This window comes from Nocardioides sp. (assembly GCF_050699375.1).
In the GTDB taxonomy this organism is placed as follows: Bacteria; Actinomycetota; Actinomycetes; order Propionibacteriales; family Nocardioidaceae; genus Nocardioides.
Genome location: NZ_JBOHDN010000370.1, coordinates 1 through 14,513, shown reverse-complemented (window position 1 = coordinate 14,513; position 14,513 = coordinate 1). Strand labels below are relative to the sequence as shown.

Genomic DNA, 14,513 nt, shown 5'->3' with positions numbered 1-14,513 from the left:
CCTCATCATCGCCGAGGCGTCAATCGTGCAGGCCGAAACGTCACCTTTGCAGGCCGAGGGGTCACTTCTGCAGGCCGAGGGGGCACGGTCGTGCCAACTCGGTCTGCATAACTGACTTCTCGGCCTGCAAAGGTGACCTCTCGGCCTGTAGTGCTGACGCCTCGGCCTGTAGTGCTGACGCCTCGGCCTGCAGGGGTGACGCCTCGGCGAGGGGTGGGTGGGCTACTCCTCGAGCCGCCAGGCGGCCTTGAGGGAGAGCTGGCCACCGGTCTGGAGCAGGGCGCGGCTGTAGAGGCGCTCGGCGAGGCCGAGGAGGGCGGCGCCGAAGGCCAGGAGAAGGGCGACGGCGATGACGGGCTCCCACCACGCCGCGGTGCCGTCGACGAGGCGCATCGGCATCAGGACCGCCGAGAGGGGCGGGATGTAGGAGCCGATCACCTCGCCGACCCCTTCGAGGTAGAGGGCGCCGAAGAACATCACCATGAGCAGCATCGTGATCGGGGTCGAGGAGGACTGCAGGTCCTCGGTGCGCGAGGCGAGCGCGCCCGCGACCGCCCACAGGGTCGAGAGCACCACGAAGCCGATCAGGAAGAAGACCACGAACCAGCCGATCGCACCGGAGAGGGCCGGCAGCGCGAAGCTGAACTCGGTCAGGCCCAGCCCGATGAGTCCCACGGCCACATAGATGAGCATCTGCCCGACGGCGATGACCGCGTTGCCGATGATCTTGCCCGCGAGCAGCTGCCGCAGCGGCACGGCGGCGGCGATCATCTCCACGATGCGCGACTGCTTCTCCTCCACGACGCTGTTGGCCAGCGTCATCCCGAACATGATCGAGGCGAAGTAGAAGACGATCGCGAGGGCGTAGCCGACCACATAGCGGATCGCGGTCAGCTCGCTGTCGCCCTCGATCTGGTCGAGGGCGATCGTCGAGCCCTTGGTGAGGTCGGCCGCGGTGGTGTCGGCGGCGGCCGCGTTGTCCGCCAGGACGATCGCCTCGACCGCCTGGGTGACCACGTCGCGCAGCTCGGAGTCGGCGTCCTTCAGCGTCACCAGCGTCCAGCCGGCGTCCGGGTCGGAGGCCGAGGTCGGGCGCAGGTAGGCGTCGGCCTTCTCCTCCTCGAGGGCGCTGCGAGCGGCGTCCGCGTCGTCGACGGCGACCGGGTCGACGCTCACCTTGTCCTCGATGTCGGAGGCGCGCTCGCTGATGCCGTCCACCATGGCCTGCGCCGTCGAGGAGGAGTAGGCGACGTCGTACGTCTTCTCCTTGCTCGCGTTCCATGCGGTGAAGCCGAGCACACCCACGATGACGGCGAGCATCACCGCGGTGCCGATGACGGTCGACTTGTCGGTGACGCGTACGGCGATCTCGCGGCGCGCCACGATCTGCCATACGGGCTGGTTGCGGGTCATGCGGTGACCTCCCGGTAGATCTCGGACAGGCGGGGTACGACGCGGTGGAAGTCGAGTACGTTCCCGCGGGTGGTGGCCTCGACGAGCAGCTTCTGCTCGGCACCGGCGGAGACGACCTCGATCTCGGCCTCGGGGCCGGAGACGTCTCGGACGTGGAGTCCGGGCAGATCGCGCACCCACCCCGCATCGCCGTCCAGCACGAGCCGGTAGCGCAGCGCCGCCTCGGCCCGCAGCTCCTCGCCGGTCCCTTGGGCGACCACACGCCCACGGGCCATCACGACGAGCCGGTCGCACAGCCGGTCGACGAGATCGAGCTGGTGGGAGGAGAAGACGACGGGTACGCCGTCGCGAGCGTGCTCACGCAGCAGATCCGCCATCGCGTCGATGGCGTCGGGGTCGAGCCCGGAGAACGGCTCGTCGAGGATCAGCGCGATCGGCGAGGGGACGAGCGCGGCGATGATCTGGACGCGCTGCTGGTTGCCGAGCGACAGCTTCTCGAGCGGGTCCTTCGTACGCCCGCCGAGCCCGAACCGCTCCAGCAGCGCGGTGATCTCCCGGCGTGCGTCGGCGGTGCTCATGCCGCGGAGCCGAGCCAGGTAGACGAGCTGGTCCAGGATCGGCTGCTTCGGGTAGAGGCCGCGCTCCTCGGGCATGTAGCCGAACCGGCGCCGGTCCTCGCGGGTGACCTCGTGCCCCTGCCAGGAGACCGAACCGGCGTGGGCGGCCAGCACTCCCATGGTCATCCGCATCGTGGTGGTCTTCCCGGCGCCGTTGCCGCCCACGAACCCGGTGAGCCCACCGGAAGGAACTGGGAATGACACATCGTCTACGGCGACGATCTCGCCGAAGCGTCTGGTCAGCCCACTGACCTCGAGCATCTGGAACTCCTGAAGTTGTCGGTGGTCGAGCCTGTGGAGCCCACGCTACGAAGCATCCGCACCGAGCGGATCCGTCGCGAGGATGACCCGCGCTCGCTCGTTAGGAGGGGTCTGGCAGCAGCCCGTGACGGTGGATGAAGACGACCGCCTGTACGCGGTCGCGCAGCTGGAGCTTGGCCAGGCATGCCGACACGTGGGTCTTCACGGTCGCCTCGGTGAGGAACAGCCGGCGCGCGATCTCGTTGTTGCTCAGCCCTTCGCCGATGAGCAGCAGCACCTCGCGCTCGCGGGCGGTGAGCTGGTCGAGCACGGCGGGCGGAGCGGGAGTCGGGGTCGACCGCGCGTCGTGGCTGGTCACCCGCCCGATCACTCGCATCGTGACCTCCGGTGCGAGCAGTGCGTGCCCGTCGGCGGCGGCGCGCACCGCCTCGGCGAGCGAGTCGGGGTCGGCGTTCTTGAGCAGGAAGCCGCTGGCGCCTGCGGCGAGCGCGTCGAAGAGGTAGTCGTCGCGGTCGAAGGTGGTCAGGATGATCACCTTGGCGTGTCCCTCGGCGACAACCTTGCGGGTGGCCTCGATGCCATCGGTGCCGGGCATCTGGACGTCCATCATCACCACGTCGGGCCTCAGCTCACGTGCCTTCGCGACCGCGTCGGCGCCGTCGGAGGCCTCACCGACCACCGAGATGTCGTCCTCCATCGAGAGGATGAGACGGAAGCCCGAGCGCACCAGCTGCTGGTCATCGGCGAGCAGGACCCGGATCATCGAGCCGCTCCGGCCAGGGAGGCGACCGGGGCATCGAGCGGGAACCTCACCCGTACCCGGAACCCCTGCACCGCACGCGGCCCGATGTCGACCTCGGCCCGGCGGGCGGCCGCCCGTTCGCGTACGCCGAGCAGACCCAGCCCGCTGCCCGAGGTGCCGTGGCGCGGCCGGCCGTTGTCGGTGATCTCGACCTCGGCATAGGCAGAGGCCGCCGCCTGGTCTATCCGGAGGACGACCTGGACGCGGTCGGCGGTGGAGTGGCGGCGTACGTTGGCCAGCGCCTCCTGGACGATCCGGTAGACCGAGTGCGCCACCGGCACCGGCAGCACCTCGACCGGCCCGACGGCCTCGTAGCCGACACGCAGACCGCTCTCCCGCGCTCCGTCCAGGAGGGCGGGGAGGTCCGCGAGGCGCGGCTCGGGGCGGCGTACGCCCTCGGGCTCGGTGCCGGAGTCGACGGCCGGGTCACGGAGGGTGCCGAGCAGCGAGCGCATCTGGGTGACCCCCTCACGGGCGGAGGCCTCGACGTTGCCGAGCGCCTCGGCCGCGCCGTCGATGTCACCGGGGCGGCCGCGCTCGAGCAGCTTGCGCCCGGCGGCGGCCTGGACCCCGACGACCGAGACGTGGTGGGCGACGACGTCGTGCAGCTCGCGGGCGATCCGGAGACGCTCGTCGATGACGGCGCGGCGCTGGAGCTGGGTGGACTGCGCGGCGATCGTCTCGGCCTGCTCGGCGAGCTCGGCGCGCTGTCGCGCGCCCCGCCAGGCGACCTGGCCGCCCACGATCGCGCCGAAGAAGTAGAGCAGGTTGATCACGGTGGTGAGCAGGATGTAGGCGGTCACCGGACCGATGAGCGAGGAGCCCTCGGAGTCCTCGGTCGACTCGCGGATCTCGTCGAAGCCGCTGCCGACCGCGTACTGCCACGAGAGCCAGGCGAACATGAACAGGGTGATCAGCCCCATCACGATCACCATGTCCCGTCGACGCCGGGCCCAGGCCGCGCCGGCGAAGAAGGCGACGAAGTAGATGATCTGCATGGGCAGCAGCCCCATCACCATCGGGAGCCACACGCCGGTGACGAACATGTGGAGCCCGGCCAGGAGCGCGATCGTGAGTGGGAAGCGCCGCCTGAAGACGAGCAGCACGGCGCCGCTGATCACCGTCAACCACTCGACCCACGTCGGTGCGTCGCTGCTGTCGAGCGTCCCGACTCCCCGGATCAGCTCCAGGGTCACCAGGCTGGCGACCAGCACCGTCGCCCCGACCAGCCAGTCGCCGAGGGTGATCGACCCTTCGCGCTCCCAGTCGTCGTCGGTCGCGAAGAAGGTGGCCAGCCGGCCCGGTGGGCCGGTAGTGGTGTCGTGCGCAGTCACCCGCCCACCCTAGTTCCAGCGGCGGGCGCGGTCCTCAGTCTCGAGTAGGAGTCAGCGAGACCCGGCGGAGCGCTGCCGACGCCGAGCGCGGGAGCCCGGACGGCTCTTCCGGTTCCCGGTGCCTTCACCGGCGGGTCGCCGAGGCGGCTGGGCGGCGACGACCGGGACGAACGCGCCGGGGCGGCTGCGCTCGCCGGGAGCCAGCTGACCGAGGATCGGGTGGTTCGGCCCGTCGAGGCGAGTGGTGGTCGGCTTGATGCCGGCGGCCCGGGTCAGGGTGCGTACGTCCTTGACCTGGTCAGGAAGCATCAGGGTCACCACGGTGCCGGAGGCGCCGGCACGCGCCGTACGCCCGGAGCGGTGCAGGTAGGCCTTGTGCTCGGCGGGCGGGTCGGCGTGGACGACGAGGGTGACGTCGTCGACGTGGATGCCACGGGCGGCGATGTCGGTGGCCACCAGGGTGGTCGCCCGGCCGGAGTGGAACGCGTCGAGGTTGCGTACGCGAGCGTTCTGGGAGAGATCGCCGTGGAGCTCGACGGCGGGGATGCCGGCGCGGCCGAGCTGGCGGGCGACGCCCTTGGCGCCGTGCTTGGTGCGGGTGAAGACCACCGTGCGGCCCGGGGCAGCGGCCAGATCGGCCAGCACCGGGATGCGGTGCTCACGGGCGGAGAGGTGCAGCACGTGGTGCTCCATCTCGGCCACCGGCGACTGCGCGGAGTCGGCCTCGTGGATGACCGGCTGCTGGAGGAACTGCTTGACCAGCACGTTGACACCCTTGTCCAGGGTCGCGCTGAACAGGAGCCGCTGGCTGCCCTTCGGGGTCATCGTGAGCAGGCGTCGTACGGCCGGCAGGAAGCCGAGGTCGGCCATGTGGTCGGCCTCGTCCAGGACGGTGATCTCGATCGAGGACAGGTCGGCGTGACGCTGGGCGATCAGGTCCTCGAGCCGGCCGGGGCAGGCCAGGACGACGTCGGCGCCCTTGCGCAGACCGACGACCTGGGGGTTCTGCCCGACACCGCCGAAGACGGTCTGCATGCTGAGGCCCGCGGCCGCGGCGAGGGGGCGCAGGGCCTCCTCGATCTGCCGGACGAGCTCACGGGTCGGCGCGAGCACGAGCGCCCGCGGCTTGCCGGACTTGGCCCGCGGACCGGCCGCGAGGCGAGCGACCAGCGGAACCAGGAAGGCGTACGTCTTGCCCGAACCGGTCCGTCCGCGGCCGAGGACATCGCGGCCGGCGAGGGAGTCGGGCAGCGTCGCGGCCTGGATGGGGGTCGGGGTGGTGATGCCGTGGTGGGTGAGGACGGCGGAGAGGTCTGCGGGCACGCCGAGCGCGCTGAAGCTCTGCTGAGACAAGGAGAAGTCAACTTTTCAAGCGAGGTGTCTCGCCATAATGAGTGACCGAGTCCAAAGCTTCGGCGAGAGCGGCCGGGGGCAAGACCGGAACGGGCCGCTGTTGAGGTAGATACTACGGGTAGGTGACCTGTGAACCACCATCGTGGCAGCGTGGGCTCGGTCACGCCCAGGGGTCGACCAGAATCTTCGCATGCGTCTCGGGGTCGGCCAGATCGGTGAACGCCTGGGCGACCCCGTCGAGCCCGACGGTCCCGGTGTGCAGCGGTGCGGGGTCGACCTTCCCGCCCGCGATCAGCTCGAGCGTCCGCGCGAACTCCGCCGGGTCGTAGCCGAACACGAACCGCAGGTCGATCTCCTTGTGGATCGCGATCGCCGGCCGGATCGTGTCCGGCTCCATGCACACCCCGACGACCACGACGCGCGTGTGCAGCGGCGCCGCGGTGAGGATCTGCTCCAGCATCCCCGGCACCCCGACGCACTCGAAGACGACCGGGCCCGTCGGTGACTGCCCGAGCCGGTCGGCGTTGAGCAGGACCTTCTCCCAGGGGAGCAGGGGGATGCGGCGTACGACCTGCATCGCGTCGATGCCGAAGCTCAGGTAGTCGGTGAGCGAACCCACCGGGCCGCGTTGCCGGTAGGCGTCCCACGGCGAGGACTGGCGCGGGTCGACGACGACGTCGGCGCCGCACCTGACCGCCAGCGCGCGACGCGCGGGGGAGAGGTCGGAGGCCACCACCGTGCGCACGCCCTGCGCCTTGAGCATGAGGATCACGGCCAGCCCGATCGGTCCGCAGCCGATGACCACGGCCGGGCGCCGGGCGGAGACCGCTCCGCGGCGTACGGCGTGCAGCGCCACCGCCAGCGGCTCGGTGAAGACTGCCTGGTCGGGGTCCACGCCGTCGGGCACCGGGAAGGTGAACGCCTCCTGCACGACGCAGTACTCCGCGAACCCGCCCGGTGAGTCGACGTCGAATCCGACCATGTGGACCTCGCCGTCGGTACGCAGCACCGGGAGCGCCGTCACCGAGGTGCCGGGCGTCCAGCGGCCGCGGGTCTCGGGGCCGTACTCGACGACCGAGCCCACGATCTCGTGCCCCAGCACGATCTCCTGCTCGGGCTTCATCGCGGTGGTGTAGCCGATCTCGGAGACGACCTTGTTGAGCTCGTCGCTGTGCTGTCGGACATGCAGGTCGGAGCCGCAGATCCCGGCGCGCTGCACCTTGAGGAGCAGCTGTCCCGGGCCGGGCTCGGGGCGCGGTACCGACCGCACCGAGAGATCGCCGTTCTGGACCACGGTTGCGCGCATCTGGTTCATCGACGCCGACGCTACCTCACCGCGTGCTCACCCAGCCGGCAGCGATCCGGCGGATGCGATCCGGTGCAGGTGAGCGGTGAACGAGTGCTGGTGGTCGACGCGAGGCAGCCTCAGCGCGGCGCCGGTGACCAGGTGCAGGGTGACGTCGATGCGCGGGTTGGCCCTGCGCTCGTCGACGACACCGGTGTCGATGCTGGTCACGTCCTCCCAGAGGATGACGTCGGTGTGCAGGGCATGCTCCAGCACCAGGCCGCCCTCGTAGAGCCCGAGGTCCACCGCGACCGGGCGCTGCAGCCCGAGCCAGGCCAGCCGAAATCCCAGAGTCAGCCCGATGAGCGCAACCAGACACCCCGCCAGCACAAGCGCCATCGGCAGCTGTGGCCGGGTGGCGATCCAGGCGCCGAGCGCGATGAGCGCCGGGCCGAGGACCAGCCCGACGGGCGTCAGCCACGCCCGTCCGTGCGCGGGGTGGGTGCTCAGCCGGATGGCGAGATCCTCGGCGAGCGTCTCCTCGCCCGGCGTACGCAGCCAGGCCCGCCGCGTCGGCAGCATCACCAGTCCGAGCACGGTGAGCGCGATCCCGCCCCAGAGCACGGGGTCGCGACCGATCCCGACGGTGCGGACCGGCCACGGGTTGATCGCATGCTCTCCGTAGGCGTCGGAGTCCACCACCCACATCCGGAAGGTCGCCCTCGAGGGGTCGGGGTCGCGGCCGATGTCGCGCAGGGTGCCATGGATGCTTCCGGTGACCCGCTCGCCGTCGACGCGCCAGCGGCCCCGGCAGGAGGTGATCTCGCCGGTGCCGCTGTCGAACTCGCACCGCTCCACCACGCTCACCTCGGCCCAATGCCCGCTGTTCCACCGGTCCGCGGCCTGCTGTGCCACGAGGGTGGCCGGGAACAGCATCGCCAGCGCGCCGAGACCCAGGGTGATCAGGACGGTCGCCATCGACGTACGTCGCTGAAGCCGGAGGACCCGGCGAGACGGGTCGATGAGACGGGACTTGGGGCCGGTGGTGGGGAGCACGGGGCCTTTCGTGGTGAGGCTGATTCGAGCGTAGGAGTGTAGGGCCAAATACCGATGAGCGCCGGGAGCTTTCCTGCGGATACGATCGACGCGTCCACTGAGGAAACCGACCTGAACCCCCAGGAGAAGCAGTGTCCGAGATCAAGATCGCCGTACTCACCCCCGACGGGCGCGAGGAGCGGACGGTCACTACGGGCACGAGGGCCTGGGAGCTGTTCCAGGATACCCCCGAGGTGATTGCCGCGCGGGTGGGTTCCGACCTCAGGGACCTGGCCCACGAGCTGGTCGACGGCGACGCTGTCGAGGGGGTCCTGATCGGGACCAAGGACGGCCACGACATCCTGCGCCACTCCACCGCGCACGTGATGGCACAGGCGGTGCAGGAGCTCTTCCCGGAGGCCAAGCTCGGCATCGGCCCGCCGGTGACCGACGGCTTCTACTACGACTTCGACGTCGAGACCCCGTTCGTGCCCGAGGACCTGGTCAAGATCGAGTCCCGGATGAAGAAGATCATCAAGGCCAACCAGAAGTTCTCCCGCCGGGTCACCACAGATGAGGATGCCCGCGTCGAGCTGGCCGACGAGCCCTACAAGCTCGAGCTGATCGGCCTCAAGGGCTCGGCCGCCGATGCGGCCGAAGGCGCCAGCGCCGAGGTCGGCGGTGGCGAGCTGACCATCTACGACAACCTCGACCGCAACGGCGAGATCGCGTGGAAGGACTTGTGCCGCGGCCCGCACCTGCCGACCACCAAGCGGATCCCCGCCTTCACGCTGATGCGGTCTGCCGCTGCGTACTGGCGTGGTGACGAGAAGAACAAGCAGCTCCAGCGCATCTACGGCACCGCGTGGGAGTCCAAGGAGGCGCTCGACGCCCACCTGGCCCGCATCGAGGAGGCCGAGCGCCGCGACCACCGCAAGCTCGGTCGCGAGCTCGACCTCTACTCCTTCCCCGACGAGATCGGCTCGGGCCTCCCGGTCTTCCACCCCAAGGGCGGGATCATCAAGCGGGAGATGGAGGACTACGTACGTGCGAAGCACATCGAGCACGGCTTCGAGTACGTCGGCACCCCGCACATCGCGCGCGAGCAGCTCTTCCACACCTCGGGTCACCTGCCCTACTACGGCGACGGCATGTTCCCGGCGCTGGACGTGGACGGCCAGGACTACCGCCTCAAGGCGATGAACTGCCCGATGCACAACCTGATCTTCCGTTCGCGCGGTCGGTCCTACCGTGAGCTGCCGCTGCGGCTGTTCGAGTTCGGGTCGGTCTACCGCAACGAGAAGTCGGGCGTCATCCACGGGCTCACCCGCGTGCGTGGCTTCGCCCAGGACGACAGCCACTCCTACTGCACCAAGGAGCAGGCGCCGGCCGAGGTCAAGCACCTGCTCGAGTTCATGATGACCGTGCTCAAGGACTTCGGTCTCGACGACTTCTACCTGGAGATGTCGACCCGCGACGACGCCAACAAGGACAAGTTCGTCGGCAGCGACGAGGACTGGGCCGAGGCGAGCAAGATCCTCGAGGACGTGGCCGGCGAGACCGGCCTCGAGCTCGTCCCCGACCCGGGCGGTGCGGCCTTCTACGGCCCGAAGATCTCCGTCCAGGCCAAGGACGCCATCGGCCGGACCTGGCAGATGGGCACGGTGCAGTACGACTTCAACCAGCCCGCCGCGGACCGGTTCAACCTGGAATACCAGGCCGCGGACGGCACCCGGCAGCAGCCGGTGATGATTCACTCGGCCAAGTTCGGCTCCATCGAGAGGTTCCTCGGCGTGCTCGTCGAGCACTACGCCGGCGCCTTCCCGCCGTGGCTCGCCCCGGTCCAGGTCGTCGGCATCCCGGTCGCCGACGCCTTCGCCGACTACCTCTACGAGGTCGCCGGCAAGCTGAAGGCCAAGGGCATCCGGGTCGACGTCGACGAGTCCGACGACCGCTTCCAGAAGAAGATCCGCAACGCCCAGCTCCAGAAGATCCCGTTCATGCTGATCGCCGGTGGCGAGGACGTGGAGAAGGGTGCGGTCAGCTTCCGCTACCGCGACGGGCACCAGGAGAACGGCATCCCGGTCGACGAGGCGATCGAGCGGATCGTCGCTGCCGTGGAGTCGCACGAGCAGGTCTGACCTGGCAGATCCCGAGGGCGGTCCGTGACATGTCACGCACCGCCCTCGGGGCGTTTTCGGACGGTCTCGAGCGCCGGAAAGATAAACGTGACACGAAGTCGCGCGTACTCTTGTTATCGGGACACGTGTCCGGGTAACGTGGGTCACGTAGTCACTGGTTCAACGCAGAACTCAACGGTGCAGAAGGAGCGATCACCATGACCGCCGTTCAGGATGAGAAGTCCACGGGATACGTCCGTCAGGGCAAGCAGGCCTACCTCGACACGCTTCGTACGCTGTCGGAGGCCTCGGTGGAGGTCCGCTTCGACCCGTTCAAGGACATCGACTGGGACTCCGCCGAGCTGGAGGTGCGGCCCGACGACGAGCGCTGGATCCTCAACGACTCCGACGAGATCGGGGCCCATCCTTGGTACAAGGGACTGTCCAAGGAGCGCCAGATCGAGATCGGGATGTACCGCTGGGCCCAGGTCGCCAAGGTGGGTCTGCAGTTCGAGCAGCTGCTCATCGGTGGTGTGATGAACCACCTGGTCTGGTCGACGAACAACAACCCGGAGTTCCGCTACGCGACTCACGAGGTGACCGAGGAGACCCACCACACCCAGATGTTCCAGGAGTTCGTCAACCGGGTGAACCCGGACGTGGCCGGCGCGCCGACCTACTTCAAGGTCCTGGTGCCGTTCATGGCCTCGGCGGGTGCCTTCTTCCCGGAGGCGTTCTTCACCGGCATCCTCGCGGGCGAGGAGCCCATCGACCATCTGCAGAAGGGTGCGATGCGCTCCGGCGGCAGCCACCCGGCGGCCAACCGGATCATGCAGATCCACATCGCCGAGGAGGCCCGCCACATCGGCTTCGCGCACCAGTATCTCGAGCAGCACGTGCCCGAGCTCGGCCGCGTGAAGAAGACCCTGCTGGCCTACCTGTTCCCGATCATCATGCGCCTGCTCTGCGACGTCATCATGGTCCCGAGCAAGCAGGCCCGCCACGACATGGGCATCCCCGACGAGGTCGCGAAGCAGATCTGGTGGAAGTCGGAGGAGTCCGAGAAGCTGCTGCGTGACCTCTTCGGTGACGTACGCCTCCTCGCGGACAACCTCGGCATCCGCAAGGGCCCGGCCAAGCTGCTGTGGAGGATGACCGGCATCGACGGTCGCGCCTCGCGCTTCCGTGCCGAGCCGCGCGCCGCCTCCTACTGAGCCCACCTACTGAGCCCATCTACTGAGCCCGCCGCGGTCCTGAAAGGTTCTGAGAAGTGCCTCACGTCGTCACCCAGTCGTGCTGCGCCGACGCGTCGTGCGTGGTCGCCTGCCCGGTCAACTGCATCCACCCCGCCCCGGGCGAGCCCGGCTTCGCGGAGGCCGAGATGCTCTATGTCGACGCGAAGAGCTGTGTCGACTGTGGAGCCTGTGTCTCCGCCTGCCCGGCCGACGCGATCGTCCCGCACACGACCCTCTCGCCGGCGCAGGCTCCGTTCCTGGCCATCAACGCGGAGTACTTCGACGTCTTCCCGCACCAGGACCGAACGCCGCTCGCACTGGTCCACGCCCAGCGCCGGCTGACCCGCACCGGGCCGTTCCGGGTCGCCGTGGTCGGAGCCGGTCCGGCGGGGATGTACGCAGCCGACGAGCTGCTCAAGCACCCCGAGATCAGCGTCGACGTCTTCGACCGGCTGCCCACTCCGTACGGCCTGGTCCGGGCCGGTGTCGCGCCCGACCACCAGAACACCAAGCAGGTCGAGCAGCTCTTCGCGCAGGTCGAGTCGCAGCCCGGGTTCCGTTACTTCCTCGGGGTCGAGGTCGGCAAGGACCTCTCTCACGCCGAGCTGGCCGCTCGCTACCACGCGGTCGTCTACACGGTGGGCGCGGCCAGCGACCGGGCGCTCGGGCTCGACGGCGACGACCTGCCCGGGTCGTTGAGCGCGACCGACTTCGTCGGCTGGTACAACGGCCACCCCGACAAGCAGGACCTGCCGGTCCGTCTCGATGCGGCGTCGATCCCATCGGGACGCGTGGTCCTGGTCGGCAACGGAAACGTGGCGCTCGACTGTGCGCGGATCCTGGCCGAGGACCCTGAGCGGCTGGCCGGTACCGACGTCTCCGACGGGCCGTTGGCGGTGCTGCGCGACAGCGCCGTGCGGGAGGTCGTCGTCCTCGGGCGCAGGGGGCCGGAGGAGGCGGCCTTCACCGTGCCGGAGCTGGTCGGGCTGATGGGGCACACCGGGGTCAACGTCGTCGTCGAGACGACCGACGCCGGTGCCGAGGCTTTGGCGGGAGGGGACACCAAGACCCGCCTGCTGCGGGAGATCGCACAGCGCGAGGTCGATCCGGCGCTGCGTACGATCGTGCTCCGGTTCCTCTCCTCGCCGGTCAAGGTGCTGGGCGAGGGAAGGGTCACCGGGGTCGAGGTCGGCCGCAACCGCCTCGAGCCCGATGGGAACGGTGTGGTCCGTGCGGTCCCCACCGGTGAGACCGAGGTGCTCGAGGCCGGGATGCTGCTGCGCGCGGTCGGCTACAAGGGCCTGCCCGTGGCCGACCTTCCCTATGACGCCGCGACCGGCACCGTCCCCAACGAGCGTGGCCGGGTGATGCCGGGCGTGTACGTCGCGGGTTGGGTCAAGCGCGGTCCGAGCGGCTTCATCGGCACCAACAAGTCCGACGCCGAGGAGACGGTCGACCGGCTGCTCGACGACCTCGACGCGGACCTCGTCCACGAGCCGGTCGGGGACGCCAAGGAGATCACCGCGGTCGTACGCGGCCGCCAGCCCGACATGGTCGACCTGGCCGGCTGGCAGGCGATCGACCGTGAGGAGAAACGGCGCGGCGCCGAGTCGGGACGCCCGCGGGTGAAGGTCACCGATGTCGGCGAGATGAGGGCCATCGCCGCGAGGTCGCCGAAACCCCGATACTCTCTTCGACGTCGCAAGGAGCGCTGAAAGCGCTCTCGACTGCGCCACGAAGACGATGGAGCACGGGAGCAGGGGGAGACGCGGGTGGCTGGGGAGAAGCGGGACGGTCGGCAGGACCGGTGGAGCAAGCACAACGAGCAGCGACGCCAGCAGATCATCGACGCCGCCATCGCGGCGATCGAGGCCGGTGAGCCCGGCGCCGACGTGCAGGTGCAGCAGATCGCCGTTCGCGCCGGGCTCTCGCGTACGGTCATCTACCGCCATTTCGAGGACCGTGCCGACCTTGACCGGGCCGTGCAGCAGACGATCCTCGACGGGCTGTGGTCGGACCTGCTGCCCGGGATCACCCTCGACGGCACCGCGCCGCAGATCATCGAGCGGATCATCGGCACCTACGTCCGGTGGGCCAGGGCCCATCCCGCGCTCCACCTCGCGGCCGACCACGACATCGACGGCGGCAACGACGGCCCGTTCCAGCAGGGGATGGAGCAGCTCGCCGGCCGCATCTCGACCATCGTCGGTACCGCCGTCGTCGCACTCGGGGCAACCCCGAGCGAGGAGGAGGCCGAGGCGCTCGACCCGTTGATCTACGGTCTGGTCGGCGCGGTCTTCGGTGCCGTACGTCGCTGGCTGACCCGCACCGGCGAGCGTCTCTCCGCCGAGACGCTGGAGCGGCTGACCGCCCAGTCGATCTGGTTCGTCATCGACGGCCACGCCCGCGGATTCGGGATCGAGCTGGATCCAGACATGCCTCTCGACAAGGTCCTCACCCAGGACATCCTGTCCGTCTAGGTCGTCAGTAGGCTGCTGGGTGTGGAAGAGATCCATTCGACAGGCCCCGGACATCGCGACGACGTACTCACCCAGGACGGGATCGGCGACGGCGACGGGCTGGAGCGGCTGTGGACGCCGTACCGAATGGCCTACATCCGCGGCGAGAACAAGCCCAGCGACCCGTCGGAGACGAAGTGCCCCTTCTGCCGGGTGCCCACGCTCGAGGACGCCGAGGGCCTGGTCGTCCACCGTGGCGAAACCTGCTTCGTGGTGCTCAACCTCTATCCGTACGCTCCCGGCCACATGATGGTCTGCCCCTACCGCCACATCGCGGGCTATGTCGAGACCAGCGACGCCGAGGCCGCCGAGATGGCGGTGCTGACCAAACAGGCCGTACGCACCCTCGCCCGTGTCTCGCGTGCCGAGGGCTTCAACATCGGCATGAACCAGGGCACCGCCGGCGGCGCCGGCATCGCGGCGCATCTGCATCAGCACATCGTTCCGCGGTGGGTCGGGGACCAGAACTTCATGCCGATCATCGGGCGTACCAGGACTCTGCCGCAGCTGCTCACGGACACTCGGGAGTTGCTCTCGGG

At 69.5% G+C, this 14,513-nt stretch carries 12 protein-coding genes; 5 read left to right on the top strand and 7 right to left on the bottom strand.

The annotated features are described in order from the left end of the window. Positions 1–222: 222 nt before the first annotated feature. The 7 genes from ACRDPS_RS24480 to ACRDPS_RS24450 all read right to left on the bottom strand — a co-directional run bounded on the left by ACRDPS_RS24480 (position 223) and on the right by ACRDPS_RS24450 (position 8,121). Positions 223–1,413 carry an ABC transporter permease gene (locus ACRDPS_RS24480; protein ID WP_431504278.1) on the bottom strand — a complete coding sequence of 397 codons (1,191 nt, stop codon included), beginning with the start codon at positions 1,411–1,413 and terminating at the stop codon, positions 223–225. Next, positions 1,410–2,291 carry an ABC transporter ATP-binding protein gene (locus ACRDPS_RS24475; RefSeq protein ID WP_431504277.1) on the bottom strand — a complete coding sequence of 294 codons (882 nt, stop codon included), beginning with the start codon at positions 2,289–2,291 and terminating at the stop codon, positions 1,410–1,412. Before ACRDPS_RS24475 ends, ACRDPS_RS24480 begins: the two co-directional genes overlap by 4 nt. Positions 2,292–2,391: 100 nt before the next feature. Beyond that, positions 2,392–3,051 carry a response regulator gene (locus tag ACRDPS_RS24470; protein WP_431504280.1) on the bottom strand — a complete coding sequence of 220 codons (660 nt, stop codon included), beginning with the start codon at positions 3,049–3,051 and terminating at the stop codon, positions 2,392–2,394. Beyond that, positions 3,051–4,427 (bottom strand): sensor histidine kinase, encoded by a 1,377-nt coding sequence (locus ACRDPS_RS24465; RefSeq protein ID WP_431504276.1) that lies wholly within the window; start codon positions 4,425–4,427, stop codon positions 3,051–3,053. The genes ACRDPS_RS24470 and ACRDPS_RS24465 overlap by 1 nt, the downstream gene beginning before the upstream one ends. A 51-nt stretch (positions 4,428–4,478) precedes the next feature. Beyond that, positions 4,479–5,780: a DEAD/DEAH box helicase gene (locus ACRDPS_RS24460; RefSeq protein ID WP_431504275.1), complete on the bottom strand. Its 1,302-nt coding sequence runs from the start codon at positions 5,778–5,780 to the stop codon at positions 4,479–4,481. A gap of 160 nt (positions 5,781–5,940) precedes the next feature. After that, positions 5,941–7,095: a zinc-binding dehydrogenase gene (locus ACRDPS_RS24455; protein WP_431504274.1), complete on the bottom strand. Its 1,155-nt coding sequence runs from the start codon at positions 7,093–7,095 to the stop codon at positions 5,941–5,943. Between the two features lie 27 nt (positions 7,096–7,122). Next, complete coding sequence (locus ACRDPS_RS24450) at positions 7,123–8,121, bottom strand: hypothetical protein (RefSeq protein WP_431504273.1); 999 nt, start codon at positions 8,119–8,121, stop codon at positions 7,123–7,125. 131 nt (positions 8,122–8,252) lie between these two features. Here ACRDPS_RS24450 and thrS point away from each other — a divergent pair, with 131 nt between their 5' ends. From thrS to ACRDPS_RS24425, 5 genes are all read left to right on the top strand, one after another. Further along, positions 8,253–10,241 (top strand): threonine--tRNA ligase, encoded by a 1,989-nt coding sequence (thrS, locus tag ACRDPS_RS24445; RefSeq protein ID WP_431504272.1) that lies wholly within the window; start codon positions 8,253–8,255, stop codon positions 10,239–10,241. Between the two features lie 197 nt (positions 10,242–10,438). After that, a complete protein-coding gene (locus ACRDPS_RS24440) occupies positions 10,439–11,434 on the top strand; it encodes an AurF N-oxygenase family protein (RefSeq protein WP_431504271.1) in 996 nt (331 codons plus the stop codon). Positions 11,435–11,490: 56 nt separating this feature from the next. After that, a complete protein-coding gene (locus ACRDPS_RS24435) occupies positions 11,491–13,170 on the top strand; it encodes an FAD-dependent oxidoreductase (RefSeq protein WP_431504270.1) in 1,680 nt (559 codons plus the stop codon). A 57-nt stretch (positions 13,171–13,227) separates the two neighbouring features. Beyond that, a complete protein-coding gene (locus ACRDPS_RS24430; RefSeq protein WP_431504269.1) occupies positions 13,228–13,935 on the top strand; it encodes a TetR/AcrR family transcriptional regulator in 708 nt (235 codons plus the stop codon). 30 nt (positions 13,936–13,965) lie between these two features. Continuing rightward, on the top strand, positions 13,966–14,513 hold a 548-nt coding region (locus ACRDPS_RS24425; protein WP_431504279.1), incomplete at its 3' end, for an HIT family protein.

What these genes read in the sequence shown, in the direction of transcription:
- ACRDPS_RS24455 (WP_431504274.1), bottom strand. Translation starts at nt 7,095, where the DNA reads ATGAACCAGATGCGCGCAACCGTGGTCCAGAACGGCGATCTCTCGGTG.
- ACRDPS_RS24475 (WP_431504277.1), bottom strand. Translation starts at nt 2,291, where the DNA reads ATGCTCGAGGTCAGTGGGCTGACCAGACGCTTCGGCGAGATCGTCGCC.
- ACRDPS_RS24440 (WP_431504271.1), top strand. Translation starts at nt 10,439, where the DNA reads ATGACCGCCGTTCAGGATGAGAAGTCCACGGGATACGTCCGTCAGGGC.
- ACRDPS_RS24480 (WP_431504278.1), bottom strand. Translation starts at nt 1,413, where the DNA reads ATGACCCGCAACCAGCCCGTATGGCAGATCGTGGCGCGCCGCGAGATC.